This window comes from Candidatus Electronema sp. PJ, from assembly GCF_048287395.1.
GTDB lineage: Bacteria > Desulfobacterota > Desulfobulbia > Desulfobulbales > Desulfobulbaceae > Electronema.
The window spans coordinates 1-24,122 of record NZ_JBLWEO010000054.1 but is presented as its reverse complement, the minus strand read 5'-3'; the positions used below and the strand labels follow the sequence as shown (position 1 = coordinate 24,122).

Sequence of the window (24,122 nt, the reverse complement as noted above, 5' to 3'; positions counted from 1 at the left end):
GGAAACATATAATCATGGCTCACATGCTGTATTTTCAATACATCTGCGCTTGGCGTGGATCACAATTGAAGAACAAGACAGCACTTCTGACAACAATTTTAAGATTGACGGTGAGGTATGAGAGAGTCGGCGAAGCTGACCACGCCAGCTTTAGCTGTCAATCGAAGCCACCGGCTTTAAGCCGGTGGAGTATTATTCACTTTGAGATAGGTTCAGGCCATAAGATTTAACTCATAGGATAAAAATGATTGCTTGATCATTTTATATCGCTGCGGATATATTCTCAATAAAAGGCCATTGAGGTCTCTTGTATTCTCAAACTCAAGAGAGGTGTCCTTAAAGAGGAAAGAACTGAAGTTTGAAACTACGAGCAAAATGGTGCTTGATCTCTATCCGTACTTAACTGCACCGTCTTCTGTTACGAAGCTTGCTAACACTCTAAAATCTCAAGTAATTAACTCTGACAGCCAAGCAACTATTGAAGTCCTTGAATATCCTGATCGCCTTATTCTGAAACAGAGTTTGAAATACAAAGGGAATGCCAAAGCGTGCAGTGAGCGCGGCGACGAGCTGTCCAAGCAGGGTATTCCTTGCTACAAGAAGAAAATGGATGTCACGATGCTGATTCTTAGAGAAAAATGAAAGAGAGAATTTCGGAAATAAGAAGCAAGATAAACAGCTCGCGAACAAGTCCGATAGCAGGTTATTCTCTGGACGAACTTAAAGCGATGAACGACGAGCAACTTCTGTTGTCCGCATTGAACGGCGGAACGTTCACAAGCTAATCGTATTTGATGGTTCCAAAAGTCGCATGGAAGAATGCGGCAAAACTTCCGATGAGGAACAGGAACGCGGCTGGCAGTGATTTTGTGTCAGCAAATTTGGATTTCACCACGACTCAAGATGTTGTTTCCAAGCCCAAGATTGATATAGAGATAGTCAAAGTAGACCTGCGTGAGCGGCTTGCTGACATTATATAGGGGTTACGCAGTTGGAAGAAACAGAGTAACATGCCGACATGAACAAAGCTAAAATAACGGATTGCGATTACATCGATTTTCTGATCGGCACACAAAGAGTTTACAGCTGCACAGAAGCGGAGCGTGTTCAACCTGATGAAACAGGCAGCCCGTCGCACGATGCGTTCACGCGGCATCTGCATCGGCTTTTTCCGAGCACAGACCGACTTTGCGTGCCAATCAGAAAATCGATGTAATCGCAATCCGTTATTTTAGCTTTGTTCATGTCGGCATGTTACTCTGTTTCTTCTAACTGCGTAACCCCTAAAAAGAACGACTGTACTTTTTTTTCGGGGCAGGCTTGAATAATCCAGCGCAAGGAGAAATCATGAAAGAACTGATCATAATCCTGACAGCGGTCAGCAGCGGCATAGCTGTCTTTTATTTTCTCCCTAAACTGCTGGCCAGCAGGGGTATTGGCTGTTTGCCCTGAATACGCATGTACAGCTCCGCAGGTGCGGGCTTTCTTGTTTATGCGTTGCTGAAGTTGCTGTTGTGAATAAAAGAAAAGCCAAGAAACGCACTGCGTTTCTTGGCTTTTTGGTGGAGTCCTGATTCGTTTAATTGCAGTAGCCCCGCGAGGCGTAGGTACCTCCGCCAGGTGCTGGCAGGCTGCATACTTCATTCAGTAGGGCTGCAATGTTTCCTGCGCCATAGACACCATAATTTGCCTCGGGAAACTCGGTGTTCTGACCAAACTGCGACGAATAGTTGTCCTTGGGAGCGTTAGGATCAGAACTTCCCCAGGATGTTACGCCGATAACCGCCATCACGGGATCTGTTCCCACAACTGCTCCGCCCGCAAGAACTGCATCCTTGGCCCGGAAATTGACAACCCACGGGCCACCGCTGGAGCCACCTGTAAAGTTGCTCCCTTGATAGATCTGATTGACACCATCTAACACCGTGGTGTAGGCTGGGCCGTCTGTTCGCTGCATCTTCAGGCCGCTATCCATCAAATAAGGATAGCCCAACGTGGTAACTGCCGCTGTCTGTAAGTTGCCGGTCTTGGGAGAAGTGATAAAGGAGTAATTATTCCAGCCGTAATTCATATAACCAGTCCGATCACCGATAAACTGACCTGCTGCATTCTTCTTAAGCACGATCACGGCGAGATCATTATTTCTAGCCGCCCCTGAACCAGTGTCCGTGCCGTTTGCCCAACTTGATGGACGTGCCAAGGCCGCCCCGTTCCAGGTGCCGTATGGCAAGTAATTGCCGTATCGGCCAGGTTGAAACTGAAATCCTGTGAAGAGTGCATTGCCACTTCCGAAGTTTTGAATACAATGCGCGGCGGTCACGATGACGCTTCTTCTAATCAGGCTGGCTGTACAGAAGCCAGCACTAAAGTTCAATCTGCCAACCGTACTGTAAGGATGAGTTGCACTGAGACGTGTTGCTAGATTCAGGCCTGTTGCTCTTGGTGCACTGCGGAAAAACTCCTCAACTCTGCCAGTTGTATAAGGCATACCGAATGTGCCAAATGCCCTACCTTCCCACTCTGCTCTCTCGGTTGTGACAGCTTGGCTGCCAACTTTTACGCCAGCAGAGAACAGCTCGCCCCTTGTTTTTTGAAGAGAGAGATCATCTGCGGTGATCGGTGTAACATCTGAATCATCAGGCGCAGGAAGCTGATTCGTAAAGGAACGAGAAACTGGAGTATCTACAGTGGAATTTACATAGGTAGGTAGATTATTGATGATAACAACAGAAACTCCGTTGCCAGCGTATGATGAACTGACAAGGAAAAAAGAGATCGCAGCTGATGCAGCCGTGATAAATTTATTTTTCCTATTCATAATGATATACCTCATCAGAAATTATTGATAATTTCAATCTCTATACTTATCAGTCTAGCATCTGCTCATTCTTCTTGTCAAGAAAAATTACCGCCAAGGTTGCGGTGGTCATTGAAGTATAGGCGATAGCACTTTTGCCGCCGTTGATTTTTTGCAGGGATTACTTGTTAATGAAAAGACTGAGAGAGATTATAAGGAAGCGCAGCTGCACGTCGAGGGCCTTGGTAAGGAGAACAACCTTTTTTCGGAGCTTGGCAGCCAACTTTAAGATGATTCGAAGCAAGTCATACACGTCTGCAAGTCGGTAGCACTCCTTTCCAAGTCGATAGAACTCCTTTGTTGCCAAACAAAACTTCTTGCCAAGCGAGCAAAACTCCTTCGCAACTCGGCCAAACTCCTTTTCTGCCGACTTGAACTCCTTTGTAACTCGGCAAAACTTCTTCTCGACTTACTTGGAAAGGAGTTTTGCCGACTCCAACTGCTTTCCAGCCGACTTGCAAAGAAGTCCAACTCGGCAGAACTCCTCTCCGGCCAAACAGAATTCCTTTGCGGGCAGATCGCTAACAGGTGCCAGCGCAGCGGCTTTCGGTTTGCCTCTTCCCTCCTCTTTATGTTACAGTGAGTTAAGCTGAAACTGGCCTCACCGCCCGACTCTTTCCCCCGTATCCTCTTGAGTAGCCCGGCCCGCAGAAAAGTCGCCGTCGCCACCCTTGGCTGCAAGGTGAATCAATTTGAGTCCGCCGCCTTTCTCGCTGGGTTTAGGGAGCAGGGTTGCGAGATTGTCTCTGCTGCTGGACAGGCAGAGGTCTTTGTTATCAATACCTGCGCTGTTACTGCCCGGGCCAGCCAGCAATCACGCCAACTCATCCGCCGAATTGCGCGTGACAACCCGGCAGCCAGGATCGTGGTCACGGGTTGTCACGCTGAGACCGCTACCGCCGAGCTGCAAGACTTAGTTCCAGGGCAGCGGCTGATTGTGCTGGGCAATGCCGCCAAGGATCTGGCGGTCAGCACTGCACTGGCCGCAGAGTCTGGCCACGTTGTGCTGCCAGAAATCGGCGCGGCCAAGGAAATCTGCCAACTGCCGTTGGTGCGCCGGTTCAGTGGCAGAACCCGCGCCTTCCTGCGCGTGCAGGATGGCTGCAACAACTTCTGCTCCTACTGCATTGTTCCGTATGCGCGAGGCCGGAGCCGCAGTTTGCCCTTAGCTGCTGTCCTTGCGCAGACACGCCTTTTCGTTGCAGAGGGCTGTCGAGAGCTAGTTGTCACGGGCATCAACGTAGGCAAATACGGTTTGGATCTCACCGAAGGCCTAGACATTTATGCGTTGCTGGAAACTCTGTGCCGCGAATTCCCAGCAATTCGTCTGCGCCTCAGTTCCATCGAGCCGACCGAGGTTAATGACCGGCTGCTGCGCGTCCTCAGCGAGCATAACAACTTTATGCCGCATTTCCACATCCCTTTGCAAAGCGGCGACAGCGGTGTACTCGCTCGGATGAACCGTCGCTACACCGCAGAGACCTTTGCCGCAGCTGTGCATCGCCTGCACAGCGTTGCTCCGCAGGCCGCTCTTGGCTGCGATATCCTCGCGGGCTTTCCTGGCGAGGATGAACAGGCAGCAGATAACAGCTACAACCTGCTGGCTGGATTACCGATCAGTTATCTCCATGTCTTTCCCTATTCGATTCGACCTGGCACTGCTGCCGCGCAATTTACTGACCAAGTGCCTGTGGCAGTCAAGGAGGAGCGAGTGGACCACCTGCGTACGCTCGACCGGCAAAAGCGACTCGCTTTTTATCAGCAGCATCTCGGTACAGAACAGCAGGTATTGGTCGAGCACAAGGACAAGAAGACTGGACTGCTCAAAGGATTCACGGAAAACTACATCCCCGTGCAGTTACGCAGCGCGGCCTCGTTGGCAGGAACAGTGGTGGCCGTGCGCCTGGTCGAGATGCGAGACGGTGCAGTGTTGGGCACAATAGAGAGTTAACTCATCATTAGGGAGCGGGCCATGATCGGAGAAATCATTGCCGTGGGCGACGAGCTAACCACAGGCCGAATCGTTAATACCACCAGCGCCTTCGCGGCGCAGCAACTTTTTCTGGCTGGGCACGAAATCACGGCCATACACACGGTCGGCGATGCGCCTGCACTGATCGGTAATGCCCTGCGACGGGCAATCAGGCGGGCGGAGTTTGTCCTGGTCACGGGTGGACTTGGGCCGACTACGGATGATCTGACCAATGAGGCCGCCTCAGCTGCTCTGCATAGGCCTCCGACCCTTAACCACAAGCTGTTGGAAAAGATCCGCGCCCAGTCGAAGGGCACTGCCTGTTGCCAGAACGCCTTGGAGAAACTGGCGTGGCTCCCTCAGGGTGCAGAGGTGCTTAACCTGGATGCCCGGATGGCTGGCCACTTTCTCATCCATGATACCGTCCCTATCTTCTTTCTGCCTGGCGTACCAGGTCAAGCGGTCACGCTACTGCTGGAAAGTGTCCTGCCAAGGCTGGCAGCGTGGCCTGGTACCGGTAGAAGGATGGTGCGAATGCGGCTCTACCGCACAGTCGGGCTGTCCGAGTGCGAAATCAACCGGCGGTTGCTTGATTTGGAGCAAGAAGATTGGGCCAGCATCGGCTATTATCCTGTGGAAGGGGAGGTGCATGTCAGTCTCACGGTGACTGGCAGCGAGGCAGATCCACTTTTCGGTAAGGCAGAACAGCATCTTCGCACCGCCTTAGGCGATCATCTCTACGGCATCGACCAAGAAAGCCTTGCCCAGACAGTCGGTGGCCTGTTGCGAGCGCAAGGACTGCTTTTAGCCACCGCAGAATCCTGTACCGGCGGGCTTATCGGCGCAAAAATTACCGCTGTACCGGGTAGCTCGGCCTGGTTTGCCGGTGGCGTGATCGTTTATACCAATCAGCTCAAGGAAAAACTGCTCGGCGTTGAGGCCGAACTGCTGCGTAAATACGGGGCAGTGAGCGGGCCAGTTGCTGAAGCGATGGCCACTGGGCTAGCAGAGCGCAGCGGTGCAGCAATCACGGTAGCTGTTACCGGAATTGCCGGGCCAGATGGCGGTACAACGGATAAGCCGGTGGGTACAGTTTATATTGGTCTGTTTCATCAGGGTAAAGCAAGGTCTGCCCTCCATCATTTCAGCGGTACCAGGGGTGAAATCCAGGCAATGGCCGCAGCAATGGCCCTTGACGCAGTGCGTCGGGTGTTAATTAGCTCATCACTGATCGGTAGAACCGATTGCGTGATCGGTTGAACTGGTCACTGGATGTATTGAACGTGTCTGGATATCAGTTGAACGGCTATTTATGGCTGTTTTTCGCCACTGATTGGCAGTAAAGCGGCTTACCGAATCAGTCAGACGCATCGCATCGCAAAATTTCTCGCCTTTCCGGGCAGGTCAACGCGCAATGAGTGCCGCCCTTCACCTAAAAATAGGAGCAACGCATGAGTTGGATTGAAACGGTTCCCTACGAAGAGGCCTCAGAGGTCTTAAAAAAGATTTACGACGAGAACAAGGCGAAGTTTGGCCGAGTCATCAATCTGGTCAAGGTGCAAAGCCTGCGGCCTGAGACATTAGAAAGAGGCCGCGACCTCTACCGACATCTGATGAGCCAGCCGGGCGGACTGCGCCACCGCGAGCGCGTGCTGATCGCCACAGTCGTTTCCCAACTCAACGGCTGTTATTACTGAGTCGAAAGCCACGAGCAAGATCTCCGGGAAGAGATCGGTGACGATGAAGAGGTCTTGAAGATTCAAGAAGACTACACGCAAGCGGATCTGGACCCTAAAACCAGGGTTCTGCTGGACTTTGCTGCAAAAGTGACGCTTGCGCCCAAGGAACTGTGCCGCGCCAATGTGGAAACACTGCGCGCGCAGGGCTTTTCTGACTTGGAAATACTCGATGCAGTGCAGCTGATCGGCTATTTTAACTACTCCAACCGCGTAATGGACAGCCTGGGCATTGAGCCAGAGCCTGAAATGCGGTATAGAAAGAAGAACACATAGGTCAAGCCCAGCCTGTTCAACGGTGAGCGGGCAACGAAACCCGCAAGGGCGGTTTGTGAGCCGCCTTTGCAGAGACATTTCAGTCACAAGGAGAACCCAATGGCCGTTTCACCGGAAAAGCAGGCAGAAGGAAGAATCAAGAGCGTTGACAGTGCCATCACCCAGATTCACCGGCAGTTCGGCAAAGGCTCTATCATGCGTCTCGGTGCGCATGAGCGGCAGAATATCCCGGTTATTTCTACTGGCACCTTGGGTATAGACCTGGCCTTGGGCGTGGGAGGCCTACCCAGAGGCCGGGTAACGGAAATCTATGGCCCAGAATCGAGCGGCAAGACCACCTTGGCCCTGCATGTTATTGCTGAGGCCCAGCGCATGGGCGGCAATGCTGCCTTTATTGATGCGGAACATGCTCTTGATACGACTTATGCCGAGAAACTAGGCGTGGATGTGGATAATCTGCTGGTCTCGCAGCCAGATTTCGGGGAACAGGCCCTAGAAATCTGCGAAATCCTGATGCGCAGTGGCGGTCTGGATGTCATCGTTATCGACTCAGTCGCTGCCTTGGTACCTAAAGCGGAGATCGACGGCAATGTCGGCGATCAGCATGTTGGTCTTCAGGCTCGCCTGATGTCACACGCCCTGCGCAAATTCACTGGCGTGCTGCAAAAGACCAATACCGTCCTCATTTTCATCAATCAGATCCGTATGAAGATTGGCGTGATGTTTGGCTGCTTCGATTCAGAGGCCCAGGTTATGCTTGCTGACGGTAGCACGGAGAAAATAGGCAAGATTGTCAAGCATAAGATGCCGCTAGAAGTCATCTCCTACGATATAACCACCGGGGAATTTGAACCGCGCCAGATTGTCAACTGGTTCAACAATGGGCCAGCTGATCTGTTTCTTCAATTCAATGTCGCTGCCAATGATGCCAATAACGGCTATAATACCTTCAACTGCACTCCGAATCATTTACTCCTCTCAGAGTATGGCTATAAACCAGCTGGAGAGCTGAAAGTCGGTGACCGCTTAATGACGATGGTTGAATACTATCTCTCACCTCTCCAGGAAGAGGTTGTGATCGGTTCCATTCTTGGCGACGGCAGTTTGCTCCAGAGCAGCGACTACAACACCGCGCTCCGCATCGGGCATGGGCAAGCGCAAGATGCCTATTACCTCTGGAAGAAGTCGCTTTTCGAGGGATTGCTCGACTCAGAGACAACCGACATGTGCGGTGGCCACAGCTTTGACACCATTCCGATGTATGAACTGACCAAGCTGAGAAGGGAGAATTACGACGAGAAGGGCAAAAATCCCTCTCAGGTGCTGATTGACCGCCTCACGCCTTTGGCCGTTGCGGTCTGGTATATGGATGATGGCTCTTTTGATGAACGGCGGTGCTGCTGCTCGATCTCCTGCCCAGGCTTTCCTCTGGAGAAGCAGCAGGCCTTAGTGCGTTGGTTTCATGAGCGCGGGATTATGGCGACCTTGACAGCGCATGGAGCGATCAGTTTTGGGGGTGAAGAGACACCCAAATTCCACGCCATGATTGCGCCCTGCGTCCATCCGTCAATGGAAGGCAAACTTATGCCCTATTTACGCTTACAAGGGCGAGTGAGCCACATTGAAGCCAGTGCCGAGCGCAGTCTCAAAGCTGTTCCCATGCCTATTCTCGATATTCACGAGAAACCTGCGAGTCAGGACATGAGCCGCTTCGATTTAGAGATCGAAGGCAACCATTGCTATGTGGTTGATGGGGTTGTCGTGCACAATTCTCCTGAAACCACCACCGGTGGCAACGCCCTCAAGTTCTATAGCTCTATTCGGCTCGACATTCGCAGGCTGGCCCAGATCAAAGAAGGGCAAGAGGTGATAGGTAATCGCACTAAAATTAAGGTAGTGAAGAATAAGGTTGCCCCTCCATTCCGAGAGGTGGAGTTTGACATCATCTACGGCGAGGGTATTTCCCGGAGCGGCGACCTTCTTGATCTTGCTGTGGAGCGAAAAATCATCGACAAGAGCGGTGCATGGTATTCCTACAACGATGAAAGGATTGGCCAGGGCCGGGAAAACTCCAAAAACTTCCTCAAAGAGCATCCTGAAATGCTGATGGAGATTGATCAGAAGGTTCGCCAGCTCTGTGCCCTGCCAGAAACCTCATCTGCTTCAGCAGCAGAGTATGATGATGACCTTCCACCCGACGACGAGCAAGCCGGAGACCTCTACGAATAAGGATATTCCAGCATGGAGCTGATCGTAATCGCTGCGGTGGCCGCCAACGGGGTCATTGGCAGCGGCAACACGATTCCTTGGCAGATTCCAGGCGAGCAGACCCGCTTCAAAGAGACCACGTGGGGCCATTGCTTGCTTATGGGGCGAAGAACTTGGGATGCCATAGGCTGTGCCTTGCCAGGACGGCACAGTATTGTGGTGACCAGGACGACAGACTTCAAGGCTGAAGGCGGCGAGGTCGTGCATTCGCTGGCTGAAGGCCTTGCTGCGGCCCGGCTCAAGCAAGCAAGCAAGCTGTTCGTCATTGGCGGCGAGCAGCTGTACAATATGGTCCTGCCGCAAGCCGACACCCTGATTCTCTCCCGGCTTGAACAGGCATTCTCTGGCGATGCTTTCTTTCCACCTTTCGCCGATCAGCCGTTCCAGCTGGTAGCCACAGAGCAGATCAACGGGCCAATCCCATATACGATTGAGACCTGGCAGCGACTGAACCGAGAATAGCCTCTTTTAATTTGCGCAAACCATTTGACAGCAGGCCACGCGGTGGGATATCAGTTAATAATTGCCCGCAAAATGGTTTGCCGGTGATTGCGCAACCTTAAAAGGAGGAGAATACAAATGCGCGTCAACACCAAGAAGGTTGTTCTGTTCAGTGTACTGTCCCTGTTGGTCAGCACAGCGGTTTGCAACATGTCTCAAGCAGCTTCAAAACCACCGATGTCAGAAACAACTGCGCCGCAAGGGGGACAAGTTGAGCCACTGGAGACTAAGAAGGTGGAAGTGACGGACGCATCGTTCCGCTGCATTCGCGATATGAAAAAAGTTCGCGGTTTGCATCTTGATAATCTTCTTGGCGACCTTGAGGGCACCCTTGCTGCCGCCAATGCGGTCAATGGCGGCGTGATGTATCCTCCTGGCTCAGTCGTGCAAATCGTGCCTGGCGAAGCTATGGTCAAGCGCGAGAAGGGATTCAATGCCGCGACCAAGGATTGGGAGTTCTTTATCCTGGATGCCACGAAAGATGGCACCAAGATAAAAAAACGCGGGGCAGGAGACGTTGTTGGCCTAGGAGGCAACTGCCTTGCCTGTCATGCCCAGGCCAGGCCAGAGTGGGATATGATCTGTGAAACAGGGCATGGCTGTATGCCGATCCCGTTCACCAAAGATATGTTGTCCTGCATACAAAAGACAGATCCCCGCTGTGGTGCTCCTGCGCCGCTAACACCCGAAGATATGAAGGGGTGCGCGGATGTGAAAAAGCTGATGAAATGTGTTGCTCCTGCGCCGGAAGATATGAAGGGATGTGAAGATGTGAAGAAAGAGTTGATGGAAAAGGTAAAGGCAGCTGGCAACCAACCCAGCACCCCGCAATAGCTTTTGTCTTACCAGTCCGTCTTTTTTCGGGAAGATGGACTGGATTTGTTCCAAATTCAGGAAGAGTAGTGCTCGGTTGCCAAGGAGTTGTACTCGGCAGAAGAGGAGTTCGGCTTAACCGAACTCCTTTCCTGGTAAGCAAGAAAGGAGTCGTACTCGACAACAAAGGAGTTTTGCTTGGCCAAACTGCTTTGCTGTTAAGCCGCAAAGAAGTCTTGCCGACTAAAACTCCTTTGCTACTCGGCAAGACTCCTTTGCTACTCGGCTAAACTCCTTGTCTGCCGAGTACAACTCCTTTGCAAGTCAGCAGAACTGGCTTCCCTACTGCTTCCCAAGCTGTCGCACTAAACGAAAACCCAGCGAATCGCTGCGGTACTCCGGCGCATTTACCCCCCGAAAGGCGGAGCGCAGGTTTTTATTTGAGCCATACCAACTGCCCCCCCGGAAACAGCGGGTCCGGCCTTGCTCTGGGCCGATAGGATCGCTTGCTGGGCTGCTGTGGTAATATTCTGCGTCGTACCAGTCGTTGACCCATTCCCAGACATTGCCGCTCATGTCGTACAAACCCCAGGGATTAGCCTTTTTCAAGCCAACTGGATGGGCGTAGTTCTCTTTTCTGTTCTGCTCACGCAAGGCAAACCACTTTTCTAGGTCTGCGGCATCCATATTGAACCAGGCGTATTCCGGGGCAGGATCCATTGCGTCGCCCCAAAAATAGATAGTCGAGGTGCCAGCTCTGGCTGCATACTCCCATTCCGCTTCGGTCGGCAGCCGATACTGTGCGCTGCCTTCTTTCTGGTTAAGCCAGGCAATGAATGCCTGCGCATCCCGCCAGGACACGTATGTTACCGCTGCCGTATCGCCGTGGGCATTGGCTTTTTGGAACGCAGCCGTGTCAATCTTGTCTCGCTCCTCGTCATCCAGCGTGGCTAAGTACTGCTTGAACTGTCCTAGCGTGATCTCATGCACGCCAAGCTGAAAGCCTTGGCTGATTGTCACCTCATGCTGGGGTGCCTCTTCCTCATACGCCTCTTCGTCGAGCTTTCCCTTGGCCGGACAGGTCGGCCCTTTGGCTGGCAGACCCTGCTTTTCCAGCTCGCGGTCAGCTTCCTTGTCTGCGCGGCTGTACATACAGCTGCCCATGAAGAATGTTCCGGCAGGAATGGTGTTGAACTCCATGCCAAGGGAGTTGCGGTAGTCAGCTGCCTGAGCAGCAGAAGCGAGGAGCAGGATGGCAAGCATGGATGCGGTTTTCATAGAGATACAAAACCTGGATGTTTGATAAGCAGGTGCGCTTTCTTTGATCTTGGGGGACTATTTTCTTTCAATCAGGAGTATGATATCGCAAAGACAGGGCGATGAAAATAATAATCAGTGGGGCTGAAGCAAGGGGCTTTTTCTCCAACGCACGTTCAATTCTCCGCAATGCTCCAGAATATCGTGGTGCAGTTCCGCGCATAATATGCTACTCTTTCCCGCAAAGCCGCATTCATCACCACCTGCGAGGCAGACATGAAAACCTTATGTATGAAAGTTGACGACAGCCTGTACGGCATTCTGCTGGCAATGCTCAACGGCCTGCCAAAGGACAAAATAACAATTTTGGAGACGGACAGCCAAGCTGACTGCGCCAGCCTGATGCGCTACGCTGGAAGCATTGCTTGGCCTGTTGACGGCGTGGAGTATCAGCGGCAGCTCAGGGACGAGGAATGGTGAGATGCTGATTTTAGACACGAACGCTGTCATCTATCTGCAAAAGGGGCAGCTGGCTGCGCCGCTTGCGGAGGAGCGGTACGGCATTTCAGTTATCACAGAGATAGAGCTGCTCTCATTTCCCGGACTGTCGCAGAAGGATGAGGAGCTGCTGAAGAGCTTCTTCCGGGAGATTGCTGTGCTGCCGTTGGACGAAGACGTGAAGCGGCATACTGTCGCCTTGCGCAAGAAGTGCAGGATGAAGATTCCTGACGCGATCATCTGCGCCACAGCCATTGCTCATGATGCGGTTCTGCTGACCAATGACAGGCAGCTGCTCAACATTGCGGAACTGCGGTCAATGCCTTTGCAACTGGTATAGAAAAGCAGGCTGCGGGCCGTCTCCGGCCCGCTTTGCTTCTCCTGCCTGCCTCACTTCAGCAGCCACCCCGCCCCAATTCTGCGGATGACGTTGAACCCGCCGCTAAGAACCAGACTGTCGCCCTTGCCGATGTGGTCAAGAAAGACTTGCGCCTCGTAGGAGCGTGTGCCTGCGTCGCAGAGGATGATCAGGGTTTTGTCATCCGGGATTTCCCCGTGCCGCGCCCGCAGTTCCGGGTAGGGCACGGCCAGCCATTTGTCTTGGCCGAACTTCTCCATATAGGGATTGGCATCTTTAGCATTGCGGATGTCGAGCGCAAGCCAGTCCAGCTCCCGGCTGAAGTCCTCCATCCACGCGAAGAAGCGGGCCATGCTCACCTTGCGCAGCAGGCCAGCGCAGAGGTTGTCGGCCACATACGCTGCTGCGTTGAGGGAGTCAATGGCCGAGGAGAAGGGCGGAGAATAGGCCATCTCCGCCTGGCTGAAGTCTTCTATCACCGCGCCCTTGGCGATCAATACGGCAGCCGCGTTAATGCGGGCGGAGATGGAGTCGTTCATAGCTCCGAAGGCTTGCAGGCCGAGCACGCGGCGGCTGCGGCGGTCGAAGACCAATTGCAGCGCAACTGCTGAAACGCCGGGGAAGAAATGAGCGCGGTCGGCAGGCGCAGTGAGCGAATAATCTGCGTCAAAGCCTTCTGCGAGCGCGGCCTCATAGGTGATGCCGGTGGCGGCGATACAGCGTTCAAAGGCCTTCATGATGAAGGAGCCGACCACGCCGTCAAAGCAGCTGAAGCCGCCCGCCATGTTGTCTGCGGCGATCCGGCCTTCCCGGTTGGCCAGCGAGCCAAGCGGGGCGAAGGTCTTCTTGCCAGTGACAAGGTGGCGCACCGCAACGCAGTCTCCGGCGGCGTAGATGTCCGGGTCGCTGGTCTGCATCCTGCTGTTGACGGTGATCCCTCCCCAAGGCTCCACAGCCAGCCCGGCCTCCTTGGCCAGCTCGCTGCGCGGGCGCACGCCAGCAGCCATGATCACCAAGTCGGCCTCCAAGGTGCGCTGCGGAGTCTTGACCGCAACCGCCCTGCCCTGCCCGTCGCCGACTATTTCCGTCGCGCCCTCGCTCGTGTATATGGCCACGCCCTTGTCCTGCATGTGCTTCTTCAGCATCGCCGCAAACTCGGCATCAACAATGCGCGGCAGCAGCTGGGGCATGAACTCAATCAGGGCGGTCTCAATCCCCCAAAGATCAGTGAACGCCTCGGCCATCTCAATGCCGATCGCGCCGCCGCCGATGACCACCACCTTGCCCACTTTGCCGCCCGCGATACGCTGCTTGATCGCCACCGCCTTGTGCAGATCGGAGATGGTGAACACGCCGTCTAACTCCGCGCCGGGTATGGGCAGGACGAAGGGCTTGGACCCAGTTGCGAGCAGCAGCTTGTCGTAGGCCAGCTCGCGCTGCTCGCCGCTTTCGAGGTGCAGCGTCTTGAGCTTCTTGGCCCGGCGGTCAATGGACACCGCCCGCGTGCGGGTGAGCACGGTCACGCCCTTGGCGTTCTCAAAGAAGGCCTCGTCCCGCACCATATGAAAGCTGGTCGAGCGCAGGGCAGTCTCCTCGGCCACATCCCCGCTGATATAGTACGGAATGCCGCAGCCGCCGTAGGAGATCAGGGAATCCTGATCCACCACCGTGATGTTCCAGCCGGGTCGCAGACGCTTGAGGCGGCAGGCTGCCTTCGGGCCGGCGGCCACCCCGCCGACAATGACGATGTTCTTTGGTGTTACAAGGCTCCATAGGCCGTGACGTATCTCTTCAACCTTGCCTTCTCGTGCCAATGCCTCAAGGGTCTTGGAGATGGTCGCTGGCACGGTATCGTCAGGCGCGGGCAGCTCGATTGTTGCTGTATACTGCTCAATCGCCTGAATGCTCACCTCTATGCCGCCCAAGGCTTTCATTGCTATCAATACAGCTTCTTTCCATGTCATAGAATGCTCCTTGTTTGTAAGTGATGCTGGAATGGTTTATTAGCTGAAGGCTGCTCGACCTTCCTCCTCCCGCCTGCTTGAGCCGCCACAGCGTGGCGGACAGTTCCTCACCCTTCTAACCATCCGGAATATGATAGGATATCACCCTAATCTATTTACCCGGTCTCTGCCAGCGGAAAACTGCATCTCGGTAAGCGAGACAGGCGAGAAATGATGTGTATTTGACGGGGAGCATTTTTCTGTGCTATGTCTTTAAAGAGGAACGTGAGAAAAGATGAGACTGCATTCTCCTTCCCGGTAGTTCAACGAGTTTCATCCAGACCCTACAACAGAGAATCAGGAAAATGTCCGAAACCGGCGGCAGGAGTGCAGGATGTATGATATACTGATCGTCGATGACGACCTGTTCGCCCTCGCGCTCTTAGAGGAGCAGCTGAAAAGCTACGGCGACTTCTTCACTCCTGTCTATGCCAGTAATGGTCGGGAGGCAATAGAAATTCTTGGCCAGGAGGATATCTCTCTTTTAGTGACCGATCTGATCATGCCCGGCGAAGTCAGTGGCTGGGATATGATCGACTATATCGAGAATTTTCATCCGCACATTCCTGTGGTTGTTATCACCGGCTGCACGGATAAGGAAAAGCTTGAAAAGCTCCAGAAAAGAGTCAGGCATATCCTGCTCAAGCCGATCAAGGTACGGCAACTCGTCAAAATCGTCACTAACATTCTCAATGAAGACATTACCAGTGGCAGTCTCAAAGGTATCTCTGTAGGAGCATTTCTCCAGCTCCTTGAAATAGACGGCAGAACCTGCCTGCTTGAAGTGGGAAACTCGCCAAAGAATAAAGGGCTACTCTACATCAACCGGGGCAAGCTCTACGATGCGGAATACGGTGATTTGCGCGAAGAAGAGGCAGCAGAGCGCATTATCGCCTTGGATAACGTCCGCTTTCAGATCAAGGCCCTGCCCAAGGTGGAACTCCGGCGGCGAATTAAGAGCGATCTGATGTCCATCATCATGGAGGCTATGAAATTGAAGGATGATGAGGCCAGCGGCAGACTGGAAGAAGGCAGCAAGGAGAGTAGTATCGAGCCTTCGCAAGACGATATAGTGGTGGTCAATAATATTTTTGATTCCGCTAATCGCCAGCTTCCTCGAGAGAGTAGTCAGTATATAGAAAAGGAAGGAGATAAGGAGGAATGCCTGCCTACGGTTCCGCAGGCGAAGGTCGCTCTTCTGCCCCCGCAGCCAGCCAAACCGCAACCCGAACAAGAAAAGAAAATGAATATAACGACTCTGGAAAACATGTTCAACGATCTGCGCTGCATCAAAGGCTACAAAACAGCGGCCTTGATGAATTTCTCCGGCGAGATCCTGATAGCGGATTCGGTTGAGACAGAAGCGGATTTGGAAAACACCGGGCCGCTCTTTAACGATCTGTTCCGTACAGCAGAAGAGGCAGCGGCAAAGGTAGGCCTGGAGGCCTGTATTGAGCTGGTGGTAAAAACTCCAGGCGGATTAGTGGTGATGTGTTGCTCTGGCGTGAGTTCCTCCGTGCATTTTCATCTCATTGCCCTACTGGAAAAGGATGGCAATCAGGCTCTAACCAAGATGCAGATGGCAAAGCTGGTGCCGATCATCACGAAAGAGCTAGAGTAACTTATCGTTTTCATTTTATTGACAAGAAAGTAACAAGCTGTTACGTTAAGCAGGATGACTTCTTTTCTATAAAGAGGCTACGTGTTAGAGTATCTCATTCAATTTCTACTGGCTGGAGGAACGGTTCACGATGAATACCTTTTCAAGGTTGTTTGCAAACCAGGCCGTGCGAGTTACCGCTGTAGTAGTTTTGTTTTCCTGTTTGAGTATCAGAGCCGGAGAGTCTGATGCTCAAACAAACATCGTAACACCTCCGCCATCCGCAAACAACTGTGGCTGCGATGACAGAAAAGGTATTGAAACCTACATGCAGACTGTCATTGATGATGCCAAACGGCGTAACATCAGCTGTGAATCTTCTCAGGTCTATATGATGGCCTGTATCAATGTCTATTGTTCTATCTGCACCGATTTAAGTCTCCGGGAAAAGTGCATTAAAATAGCTTCTGATTATTACCTTAACTCTCCTGGGTTCTGTCTTAAGCCAGCAGGAACTCCCTAGAAGGCTGGGAAATGAATACTCCACCGGTTTAAAACCCGGTGGAGTATTTCTTTTATCTGGTCTATCAACACTCTTTGCCTTGGGGCAAGCAGGATACGTTGCTGCATTGGATGCGCAGCGAAAAACATCAAGCAACACAGGGCAATGCGTAGAGATACAATTCACTATATATTATTGATGTTCATTGTCTGCACACTCAACAGTTGCGGGCCAGAGGCAGACATCCCAGCCAATGCGGAGTACGGCAAAGGTGCAGAGATTAAAGTGTTCAAATTCTATGCTGACTGGTGTGGCCCCTGTCAGGCCATGAAGCCTGAATACGAAAAGGTGAAGAAATTATATCCCCATGTTGAATTCTATGAAGTTGACTTTGATAAAAACAGAGACAAAGCTGTTCAGTTCGGCATAGAGAGTGTTCCTTTTGTGATACGACTTAAAAACCGCAAAGAGGTAAAGAAAAACTTAGGCTACATGAGCAGAAACGACCTGGTACGCTTCATAGAAAATGATTAGTTCCTCTTTTTGAACCAACTTGTACAGGAGATGCCCATGAACACCAAAGAACGGATGGCCATTCCCCGCCAGCATCCCAAGGAGCTTGCGCCAGCAGAGCGGATCAAGAGCTTTGCTGAAGTGACCGCCGGTTACGACGAGGCAACCGCTTTGCTGGAGGCCAACCGCTGCCTGCAATGCAAGAAGCCTGCCTGCGTGCAGGGCTGCCCGATCCGCAATGACATCCCCGGCTTCATTGGCTTGCTGCGGGAGAAGCAATTCGAGGAAGCCTACTGGAAGGTGCGCGAGACCAGCACTATGCCTTCGGTCTGTTCCCGCGTGTGTCCGCACGAGTTTCAGTGCGAGGGCAGCTGTGTGCGTGGTAAATCGAGCGAGCCTGTTGCCATCGGGATGCTGGAACGCTACCTCACCGACTGGATGATTGCCAAGCGCAAAGCCATGTCCCATGCCTGCGCCCTGCCCAACGGACGCAAGGCTGCCATTGTCGGCTCTGGCCCGGCAGGCATCACCGCCGCGTATCTGCTCGCGCATCAGGGTTATAAATGCACGATCTACGAGGCCCTGCCGGTCTTTGGCGGGATGCTCTCAGTCGGCATTCCGCACTACCGCCTGCCCCGTGACATCATTGGTGCGGAGCTGGCTTCACTGAAGAGCTGCGGCGTGGAGATCAAGCTGGGCGTGACCATCGGCAAGGACAAGACCCTGCACGAGCTGCGGGAAGAGGGCTATGACGCAGTGTTCATCGGTGTCGGCGCGCATGAGGGCAAGCGGCTGGGCATCGAGGGCGAGGAGAAGACCAAAGGCGTGCTGCACGGCGTGGACTACCTGCGGCGGGTGCTGACTGGCGAGGAAATGAACATCGGCAGGAAAGTCGTGGTCGTGGGCGGCGGCAACGTGGCCATTGACGTGGCCCGCACCGCCCTGCGCACTGGCTCGGATCAGGTCTTCATCCTCTACCGCCGCACAAAGGAGGAGATGCCTGCTTCCAAGGAGGAGGTGCGGCACTTGGAAGAGGAAGGCGTGCGGATTGAGTTCCTTGCTGCCCCGGTCAAGATTCACGCCGATGCTGACGGCAAGCTGACCGGCTTGGAGTGCGTCCGCATGGGCTTGGGCGAGCCGGACGCTTCAGGCCGCCGCCGTCCTGTGGAGCAGGCTGGCTCGAACTTCATCATTGAGGCGGACGCGGTCATTCCTGCCATCAGCCAGAACGTGCAGCACGAGGCTGACCGGGGCGTTCATATCAAGCTGGAAACCTGGGGCACCTACGCTGTCAATCCCCGCACCCTCCAGACTTCGGTGCCGTGGATATTCGCGGGTGGTGATGACGTGCTTGGCCCGCAGACCGCAGCCAAGGCCGTCTATCAAGGCAAGGTGGCAGCAGAGTCCATGCAGCGGTACATGGAGGGCAAAGACCTTGAAGAAGGCCGCACGCTCTCCTGCTATATGGTGACGTGGTAGTTTACCTTTGCCAGGGAAGAATTCGGCTCGTTTGTCAAGGAGTTTGGCTTGGCAAGAAAGGAGTTGTACTCGGTAGCAAAGGAGTGCAATCTGGCCAAACTGCTTTCCTGTTAAGCCACAAAGGAGTTTGGCCGACCCAAACTCCTTTCTCAGTCGGCAGAACTCCTTTCCGGCTTGGCCAGACTCCTTTCTTGCCGAGTACAACTCCTCTGCGGCTCGGCCAAACTCCTTGGTTAATCGGCAAGACTCCTTTTCTGCCAGGCCAAACTTCTTGGCCAACGAGTAAGAAAGGAAGGTTTCATCAGGATTTATCCACAATAACGAGGTGCATTCATGTATAACTGGCATGTCGCAGTGAATGGTCAGACGGTTGGCCCTTATTCCCAACAGCAGCTCCTAGCTGGGCTGAGTTCCGGCCAGTACAGCCGTTCGACCTTGGTGTGGCGAGAAGGCTTCAGCGGCTGGCTGCCCATAGAACAGGTGCCAGAGCTGGCTAACCCGGGCACAACAGCGGCAGTACCGTCTATGCCGCCGCCAGTATCTGGCACCCATGCGCATGAGATCGATTACGAGATCTTTGGGCACGAGATGCAGTTTGTCGAGATCGAGCTAGACCCGCAGGAGAGCGTGATCGCTGAGGCAGGCAGCATGATGTACATGAGCGACAACATGAAGATGGACACCATCTTCGGTGATGGCTCTGCTTCCTCGCAATCGGGTGGCTTCTTTGACAAGATGCTCGGCGCAGGCAAGCGACTGATCACGGGCGAAAGCCTGTTCATGACCATGTTTACCTTCACCGGCCAAGGCAAGGGCCGGGTGGCCTTTGCTGCGCCCTACCCAGGCAAGATCATCCCGCTTGATTTAAGCAAATACAATGGCCGGATCATCTGCCAGAAGGATGCCTTCCTCTGCGCGGCCAAGGGCGTAGCGGTTGGCGTAGCCTTTCAGAAGAAGATCGGCGTGGCCTTGTTCGGTGGCGAGGGCTTCATCATGCAGCGGCTGGATGGCGACGGCCTCTGCTTTGTTCATGCGGGCGGTACCATTGTGGAGCGGCAGCTGGAAGCTGGCCAGACGCTGCGGGTAGATACCGGCTGCTTAGTTGCTCTCACCCAGACCGTGCAGTACGACATTGAGTTCGTCGGTAACGTCAAGTCAGCAGTGTTTGGCGGCGAGGGCTTCTTCTTTGCCAACCTGCGCGGGCCAGGCCATGTTTGGCTCCAGTCGCTGCCCTTTTCCCGCCTAGCTGGCCGCATTTGGGCTGCTGCTCCGCAAGCTGGTGGCAAAGGTGGGGATGAAGGATCGGTAATTGGTGGACTAGCCAATCTGTTTGAGAAGTGAGGCAGGCGAACAGGGGTGCCTGCCCCTGTTCCTTTGCTACAGCAGCAGCTTGTAGATGGGGGCCATGTTCAGCCGGGCAGGCGCAACACATACGCCGAACCAACAGAAGCATAATACACCGCATCGTTATCCCACGGTGTCCCGATCACTACCGTGTCCCCGGACACGGCCACGCTGTTGCCGAACCGGTCGTTAGTCGTACCCTCCGGGGCTAGCAGCTTGGCTTGCTGCGTCCAAGTGCTGTCAGCAGCCCGGACAAAGATATAGGCCGAGCCGGAACTGCGGCCCCTCTTGGAGTACTCATCCTCAGAAGCCCCAATCACTGCCATGTCCCCGGACACGGCCACGCTCACGCCGAAAGAGTCGTCAAACAAGCGATCACTAGCCAGCAGCTTGGCCTGCTGCGTCCAAGTGCCGTCAGCAGCTCGGACAAAGACATAGGCTGAACCCTTGTCGTCATCCCCATACGCCCCGATCACTGCTGTGTCCTCGGACAGAGCCACGCTCCTGCCGAATAATAAGTCGCCAGCCGCGCCATCACTGGCCCGCAGCTTGGCCTGCTGCATCCAAGTGTCGCCACCAGCCCGGATAAAGATGTAGGCCGCATCGGAAGAGGGATCCCCGATCACTGCTGTGTCCCCGGATACGGCCACGCTCATGCCGAACAAGCCGCCAGGCGCGCGATCACTGGCAAGTAGCTTGACCTGCTGCGTCCAAGTGCCGTCAGCGGCCCTAACAAAGACATAGGTTGCACCGGACTGATTGCCATTATCTGTATCCCCTAGTGCCCCGATCACTGCCGTGTTCCCGGACACCGCCACACTAAAGCCAAACCAGTCATGAGCAGCCCCGTCATCAGCAGTCAGCTTTGCCTGCTGGCTCCATTTGCCGTCAGCATCCCGGACAAAGACATAGGCCGAACCAGAGTCACTGTCGTCTGCAATAGCCCCGACCACTGCCGTGTTGCCGCTCACAGACACGCTCTTTCCAACCCCGTCATCAGTAGTCAGCTTTGCCTGCTGGCTCCACTTGCCGTCAGCAGCCTGGACAAAGACATAGGCCGAACCGTAATAATTGTCCGTGTACTCCTCCTTCTGATAAGCCCCGATCACTGCTGTCTCCCCGGAGACGGCCACGCTGTAGCCGAACTGGTCAAAAACTGTGCCGTCATCCGCCAGCAGCTTTTGCATCATGGCTGATGCCTGAACATTCACTGGCGTGTTCATCCTGTCCTCCTTGCAAGGATGATACGATGCTCTCCGGGAAGAGCGGGTGCGCTTCAATTCAGCAGCAGGTTGTAGATTGCTCCCATCTTCCCACCGTCATCTATTCCATCATCGTCTATGGTAGTGGTGGCGGAGTCAAATTCAAAGGCACCCGCATCGCAGCCTGCCCCGCTTGGGCGGTTGGCTCCCCGCTGATCTGTGCCGGTGCTGCACGTTGTATCGAGGTCAATAGCAGGGCTGCCCGCAGGCAAGGCATGGGTCTTAGTCGGGCCACCGTTGTCAGCCAGAGGGGTGGTGAGAAGAGCGTCCAGTGCCGTCGGCGTGGTGCCGTCGCTGGTGGCGGTGCGATCCTTGGCTCCAGGGGTGAAGCCGTATAACGCTTCCGCAGTGGTCTCACCGCTATGACCGAACACGTTGTAGCTGTTCGCGATGAGTGTGCCGCTCTCAAGATAGACTTCCTTACCAGCGGTGTTGCCACTGACTAGACAACTGCGCAAGGTGAGCGTGCCGCCGACCATGTCAATCCCGCTGCCGTAATACTCCTCTGTCTCGTTATTACTGATGGTGGTATTGGTCAGGGTGGCTGTGCCGCCGTAGTTGTCAAGCCCACCGCCACCGCCGTAGGTTGCCTGGTTGCCACTGAGCGTGGTGTTGTTCAGGGTAAGCGTACCGCTGCTATTCTCAATCCCGCCGCCATACTGGCGTGCCGTGTTGTCGCTGACTGTGGAGTTGTTCAGGGTAACGGTGCCGTTGTAGTTATCAATCCCGCCGCCGTCGTAGTAGGCCCAGTTGCTGCTGATGCTTGAGTCGTTCAGGGTGAGTGTACCGCTGTTATATATCCCGCCGCCGCTGCCGTCGTCATCGCCGGTTGCGTTGCCGCTGACAGTGGTGCTGTTGAGGGTGACAGTGCCACCGTCATTGTACAGCCCACCGCCGTCGTGTCCCGATTTGCCGCCAGTTACTGTGGCATTATTGAGCGTGAGCACGCCGCTGCTGGCGACACGCAGCACAGAGCCTACATTAGCATCATTCTGCCCGTCAATCTTGTGTCCTGTGCCGTCAATAGTTACGGTGCTGCTGATTGCTGGCAGAGGAGCTGTTAGCAGTGCATCCTGCTGAAGGGTGATAGTGTCCTCACCAGAGCCAGCCGCACAGCTACCGATGGCCGTGTCCGTGTTAGCTGCGGTGATGGCATTAGCCAGGGTGCAGGCGGTTCCGTCCACAGTGATGCTTGCCGCCTGGGCTGTGCTAACAGCCAGCAGCGGTGCGGTCAAGAAAAGGAAGTGCTTAGTCAGTAATTTCATTCTGTCCTCCTTGCAAGGATGATATGGTGGCCTGGACATCCAGGCGGATTGGCAGTTATAATACCATCTTGCCACCATTCCTCTAAGAATACAAGCAGTTTCGTACAACATCCACCCCAGGCAGCGGCCCGCAGGGAGAAGATCACTCGATGATCGTTTGGATCATCGGTTGATAGTATCATAGATGATCGAGCGAGAGTCTGATAGATCATCGCCGAAGATCCCTGGGATGTACGAGCGATAGTCCCTGAGATCATCGCCGATGGTCTGATGGATCATCGCTCGATAGTCTGAGGGACTTACGCTCGATGGTCTTGAGGATGTACGGCGATCTTCTCCCCAGATCATCGCCGATGATCTCTGAGAACAGCGTGCGGTCATTCCCTCTTGACAGGTTCACTCGAACTGCGGTAGATTGCGCTTGCATCTCCTGTCAAGGACAAGGGAAACCGGTCAGCCGCGCTGCGGCCAAGCCGGTGCTGCCCCCGCAACGGTGGGCGCGTCATGTTGCCGCCATCATGCCACTGGCCTTAAGGCTGGGAAGGCAGCGGCAACGGGGTCTCTGTGAAGCCCCGACGCGCAAGCCCGGAAACCTGCCTTGGCAATTGCTTGAACATGCTGCGGCGGGCAGCTGGCTGGCCGAGCTTCAGGCTGGACGCAGCAGATAGAGCACACTCTCCGCTCCTCTGTTGCGTCCTGTCCTGTTTTGCTCCCCCATCTCCCGCCCCTCCTGTTCCGGTCTTGCGCTGCTTTTACCGTGTCCTTGAGCGACACGACTGCTTTCATCCTACTTCCTCAGGAGGAACCATCATGCACATCGAACCTGGAGTCATTGCCCCGGCCAAACTGATCCTGGCCAACGCCTCTGCCCTTGCCTTGCTGGTCGGCCAACTCAAAGGAGCTTTCCGCGCTCCAGCCGTGCTGCTGCGCACCCTGCTGGCTGCGGTGTTCTTCTCGCTCTTCATGCAGTCCTTCCACATGCCGGTTGGCCCGTCTGAGCTGCACTTTGTCGGCGCAATGGCCATCTATCTCACCCTAGGCTATTTCCCGACCCTGTACGGCTTTGCCCTCGGCCTGTTGCTGCAAGGGCTGCTGTTTGCTCCAGGTGATCTGGCGCACCTGGCGGTGAACAGTCTTTCCCTGATCGTGCCCTTGATGGCTGTACATCATAGCGCAGGTAAGCAGTTGACCGAAGGGCAGCGTGGCCTGAGCTGGAAGGCAGTTGTCCGCCTCGATGGGATGTATTATGCCGGAGTGACAGCAATGGTAGGCTTCTGGCTGATGCTGGGCGAGGTAGAGACACCCTTCCTGGACTGGGCAGCCTTTGCCGCCTCGTATGCAGGCCTGGTGCTGATTGAGCCAGTCGTGACCATGACTGCGGTGCGCCTGCTTAAACGTTGGCAGGAGCATAAGCTGGTGGATCGCTGCTTTAATATCCGCGCGGTGCAGCTTGCGGCTTAACGGCTGAGGAAGGTAGGGGCAGGCCTCTGAGCCTGCCCTTACCCCTCCCCTCACGTTACCACCAACACATCCACCAATCTACAGTTGTAAGTATTGCGCAGCATGTCCTTCAGAGCAGCATACTCCAGCACCCGGATATCCAGGGTGGTAACTGGTG

General features: G+C 54.3%; 19 protein-coding genes, 1 pseudogene and 1 riboswitch. Of the genes and pseudogenes, 15 read left to right on the top strand and 5 right to left on the bottom strand.

From position 1 onward, the window contains the following. Nucleotides 1–375 precede the first annotated feature (375 nt). On the top strand, nt 376–642 hold the full coding sequence (locus ACNKIB_RS08545) for a hypothetical protein (RefSeq protein ID WP_417910122.1): 267 nt from the start codon (nt 376–378) through the stop codon (nt 640–642). Between the two features lie 937 nt (nt 643–1,579). Here the strand turns inward: ACNKIB_RS08545 and ACNKIB_RS08540 are convergent. Beyond that, complete coding sequence (locus tag ACNKIB_RS08540) at nt 1,580–2,818, bottom strand: trypsin-like serine peptidase (protein WP_417910121.1); 1,239 nt, start codon at nt 2,816–2,818, stop codon at nt 1,580–1,582. A 670-nt stretch (nt 2,819–3,488) separates the two neighbouring features. On the opposite strand from ACNKIB_RS08540, the gene mtaB reads away from it, so the two are divergent. The 7 genes and pseudogenes from mtaB to ACNKIB_RS08505 all read left to right on the top strand — a co-directional run bounded on the left by mtaB (nt 3,489) and on the right by ACNKIB_RS08505 (nt 10,444). Further along, nucleotides 3,489–4,808, top strand: coding sequence for a tRNA (N(6)-L-threonylcarbamoyladenosine(37)-C(2))-methylthiotransferase MtaB (gene mtaB / locus ACNKIB_RS08535; protein ID WP_417910120.1), 1,320 nt, complete (start codon nt 3,489–3,491; stop codon nt 4,806–4,808). 21 nt (nt 4,809–4,829) lie between these two features. Beyond that, the gene (locus ACNKIB_RS08530; protein ID WP_417910119.1) at nt 4,830–6,089 is read left to right on the top strand and encodes a CinA family nicotinamide mononucleotide deamidase-related protein; all 1,260 of its coding nucleotides are present in this window, start codon (nt 4,830–4,832) and stop codon (nt 6,087–6,089) included. A gap of 191 nt (nt 6,090–6,280) precedes the next feature. Then, nucleotides 6,281–6,526, top strand: coding sequence for a carboxymuconolactone decarboxylase family protein (locus ACNKIB_RS08525; RefSeq protein ID WP_417910118.1), 246 nt, complete (start codon nt 6,281–6,283; stop codon nt 6,524–6,526). Nucleotides 6,527–6,541: 15 nt separating this feature from the next. After that, nucleotides 6,542–6,841, top strand: a pseudogene (locus ACNKIB_RS08520) (peroxidase-related enzyme); the annotation flags it as partial. A 99-nt stretch (nt 6,842–6,940) separates the two neighbouring features. Beyond that, the gene (gene recA, locus ACNKIB_RS08515; RefSeq protein WP_417910117.1) at nt 6,941–9,070 is read left to right on the top strand and encodes a recombinase RecA; all 2,130 of its coding nucleotides are present in this window, start codon (nt 6,941–6,943) and stop codon (nt 9,068–9,070) included. Between the two features lie 12 nt (nt 9,071–9,082). Then, nucleotides 9,083–9,571 carry a dihydrofolate reductase gene (locus ACNKIB_RS08510; protein ID WP_417910116.1) on the top strand — a complete coding sequence of 163 codons (489 nt, stop codon included), beginning with the start codon at nt 9,083–9,085 and terminating at the stop codon, nt 9,569–9,571. 117 nt (nt 9,572–9,688) lie between these two features. Continuing rightward, the gene (locus ACNKIB_RS08505; RefSeq protein ID WP_417910115.1) at nt 9,689–10,444 is read left to right on the top strand and encodes a hypothetical protein; all 756 of its coding nucleotides are present in this window, start codon (nt 9,689–9,691) and stop codon (nt 10,442–10,444) included. Nucleotides 10,445–10,765: 321 nt separating this feature from the next. On the opposite strand, the gene ACNKIB_RS08500 is transcribed toward ACNKIB_RS08505, so the two are convergent. After that, complete coding sequence (locus tag ACNKIB_RS08500; RefSeq protein ID WP_417910114.1) at nt 10,766–11,701, bottom strand: formylglycine-generating enzyme family protein; 936 nt, start codon at nt 11,699–11,701, stop codon at nt 10,766–10,768. A gap of 255 nt (nt 11,702–11,956) precedes the next feature. Here ACNKIB_RS08500 and ACNKIB_RS08495 point away from each other — a divergent pair, with 255 nt between their 5' ends. Further along, entirely contained in the window at nt 11,957–12,160 is a 204-nt protein-coding gene (locus tag ACNKIB_RS08495; RefSeq protein ID WP_417910113.1) for a hypothetical protein, read from the top strand. Nucleotide 12,161: 1 nt separating this feature from the next. Further along, a complete protein-coding gene (locus ACNKIB_RS08490; RefSeq protein ID WP_417910112.1) occupies nt 12,162–12,518 on the top strand; it encodes a type II toxin-antitoxin system VapC family toxin in 357 nt (118 codons plus the stop codon). A 50-nt stretch (nt 12,519–12,568) separates the two neighbouring features. Here ACNKIB_RS08490 and ACNKIB_RS08485 read toward each other — a convergent pair whose 3' ends face one another. Beyond that, entirely contained in the window at nt 12,569–14,500 is a 1,932-nt protein-coding gene (locus ACNKIB_RS08485; protein ID WP_417910111.1) for an FAD-dependent oxidoreductase, read from the bottom strand. A 373-nt stretch (nt 14,501–14,873) separates the two neighbouring features. Between ACNKIB_RS08485 and ACNKIB_RS08480 the strand changes: the two genes are divergently transcribed. From ACNKIB_RS08480 to ACNKIB_RS08465, 4 genes are all read left to right on the top strand, one after another. Continuing rightward, complete coding sequence (locus tag ACNKIB_RS08480) at nt 14,874–16,160, top strand: response regulator (RefSeq protein WP_417910110.1); 1,287 nt, start codon at nt 14,874–14,876, stop codon at nt 16,158–16,160. Nucleotides 16,161–16,806: 646 nt separating this feature from the next. Next, nucleotides 16,807–17,175 (top strand): thioredoxin family protein, encoded by a 369-nt coding sequence (locus ACNKIB_RS08475; RefSeq protein ID WP_417910109.1) that lies wholly within the window; start codon nt 16,807–16,809, stop codon nt 17,173–17,175. Nucleotides 17,176–17,211: 36 nt separating this feature from the next. Continuing rightward, the gene (locus ACNKIB_RS08470; protein ID WP_417910108.1) at nt 17,212–18,633 is read left to right on the top strand and encodes an NAD(P)-dependent oxidoreductase; all 1,422 of its coding nucleotides are present in this window, start codon (nt 17,212–17,214) and stop codon (nt 18,631–18,633) included. Nucleotides 18,634–18,966: 333 nt separating this feature from the next. Further along, nucleotides 18,967–19,974, top strand: coding sequence for a TIGR00266 family protein (locus tag ACNKIB_RS08465; RefSeq protein ID WP_417910107.1), 1,008 nt, complete (start codon nt 18,967–18,969; stop codon nt 19,972–19,974). A gap of 68 nt (nt 19,975–20,042) precedes the next feature. Here ACNKIB_RS08465 and ACNKIB_RS08460 read toward each other — a convergent pair whose 3' ends face one another. Together ACNKIB_RS08460 and ACNKIB_RS08455 are read right to left on the bottom strand one after the other, a co-directional pair. Beyond that, complete coding sequence (locus tag ACNKIB_RS08460) at nt 20,043–21,200, bottom strand: FG-GAP repeat protein (protein WP_417910106.1); 1,158 nt, start codon at nt 21,198–21,200, stop codon at nt 20,043–20,045. A gap of 53 nt (nt 21,201–21,253) precedes the next feature. Further along, on the bottom strand, nt 21,254–22,504 hold the full coding sequence (locus ACNKIB_RS08455; RefSeq protein ID WP_417910105.1) for a choice-of-anchor Q domain-containing protein: 1,251 nt from the start codon (nt 22,502–22,504) through the stop codon (nt 21,254–21,256). A gap of 400 nt (nt 22,505–22,904) precedes the next feature. Then, nucleotides 22,905–23,120, top strand: a riboswitch (cobalamin riboswitch). A gap of 194 nt (nt 23,121–23,314) precedes the next feature. Between ACNKIB_RS08455 and ACNKIB_RS08450 the strand changes: the two genes are divergently transcribed. Continuing rightward, nucleotides 23,315–23,965 (top strand): energy-coupling factor ABC transporter permease, encoded by a 651-nt coding sequence (locus tag ACNKIB_RS08450; RefSeq protein ID WP_417910104.1) that lies wholly within the window; start codon nt 23,315–23,317, stop codon nt 23,963–23,965. Nucleotides 23,966–24,122 lie beyond the last annotated feature (157 nt).

What these genes read in the sequence shown, in the direction of transcription:
- ACNKIB_RS08500 (WP_417910114.1), bottom strand. Translation starts at nt 11,701, where the DNA reads ATGAAAACCGCATCCATGCTTGCCATCCTGCTCCTCGCTTCTGCTGCT.
- ACNKIB_RS08480 (WP_417910110.1), top strand. Translation starts at nt 14,874, where the DNA reads ATGTATGATATACTGATCGTCGATGACGACCTGTTCGCCCTCGCGCTC.
- ACNKIB_RS08510 (WP_417910116.1), top strand. Translation starts at nt 9,083, where the DNA reads ATGGAGCTGATCGTAATCGCTGCGGTGGCCGCCAACGGGGTCATTGGC.
- ACNKIB_RS08470 (WP_417910108.1), top strand. Translation starts at nt 17,212, where the DNA reads ATGAACACCAAAGAACGGATGGCCATTCCCCGCCAGCATCCCAAGGAG.
- ACNKIB_RS08475 (WP_417910109.1), top strand. Translation starts at nt 16,807, where the DNA reads ATGCGTAGAGATACAATTCACTATATATTATTGATGTTCATTGTCTGC.
- recA (WP_417910117.1), top strand. Translation starts at nt 6,941, where the DNA reads ATGGCCGTTTCACCGGAAAAGCAGGCAGAAGGAAGAATCAAGAGCGTT.
- ACNKIB_RS08460 (WP_417910106.1), bottom strand. Translation starts at nt 21,200, where the DNA reads ATGAACACGCCAGTGAATGTTCAGGCATCAGCCATGATGCAAAAGCTG.
- ACNKIB_RS08490 (WP_417910112.1), top strand. Translation starts at nt 12,162, where the DNA reads ATGCTGATTTTAGACACGAACGCTGTCATCTATCTGCAAAAGGGGCAG.
- ACNKIB_RS08545 (WP_417910122.1), top strand. Translation starts at nt 376, where the DNA reads ATGGTGCTTGATCTCTATCCGTACTTAACTGCACCGTCTTCTGTTACG.
- ACNKIB_RS08540 (WP_417910121.1), bottom strand. Translation starts at nt 2,818, where the DNA reads ATGAATAGGAAAAATAAATTTATCACGGCTGCATCAGCTGCGATCTCT.
- ACNKIB_RS08495 (WP_417910113.1), top strand. Translation starts at nt 11,957, where the DNA reads ATGAAAACCTTATGTATGAAAGTTGACGACAGCCTGTACGGCATTCTG.
- ACNKIB_RS08485 (WP_417910111.1), bottom strand. Translation starts at nt 14,500, where the DNA reads ATGACATGGAAAGAAGCTGTATTGATAGCAATGAAAGCCTTGGGCGGC.
- ACNKIB_RS08450 (WP_417910104.1), top strand. Translation starts at nt 23,315, where the DNA reads ATGCACATCGAACCTGGAGTCATTGCCCCGGCCAAACTGATCCTGGCC.
- ACNKIB_RS08530 (WP_417910119.1), top strand. Translation starts at nt 4,830, where the DNA reads ATGATCGGAGAAATCATTGCCGTGGGCGACGAGCTAACCACAGGCCGA.
- ACNKIB_RS08505 (WP_417910115.1), top strand. Translation starts at nt 9,689, where the DNA reads ATGCGCGTCAACACCAAGAAGGTTGTTCTGTTCAGTGTACTGTCCCTG.
- ACNKIB_RS08525 (WP_417910118.1), top strand. Translation starts at nt 6,281, where the DNA reads ATGAGTTGGATTGAAACGGTTCCCTACGAAGAGGCCTCAGAGGTCTTA.
- ACNKIB_RS08455 (WP_417910105.1), bottom strand. Translation starts at nt 22,504, where the DNA reads ATGAAATTACTGACTAAGCACTTCCTTTTCTTGACCGCACCGCTGCTG.
- ACNKIB_RS08465 (WP_417910107.1), top strand. Translation starts at nt 18,967, where the DNA reads ATGTATAACTGGCATGTCGCAGTGAATGGTCAGACGGTTGGCCCTTAT.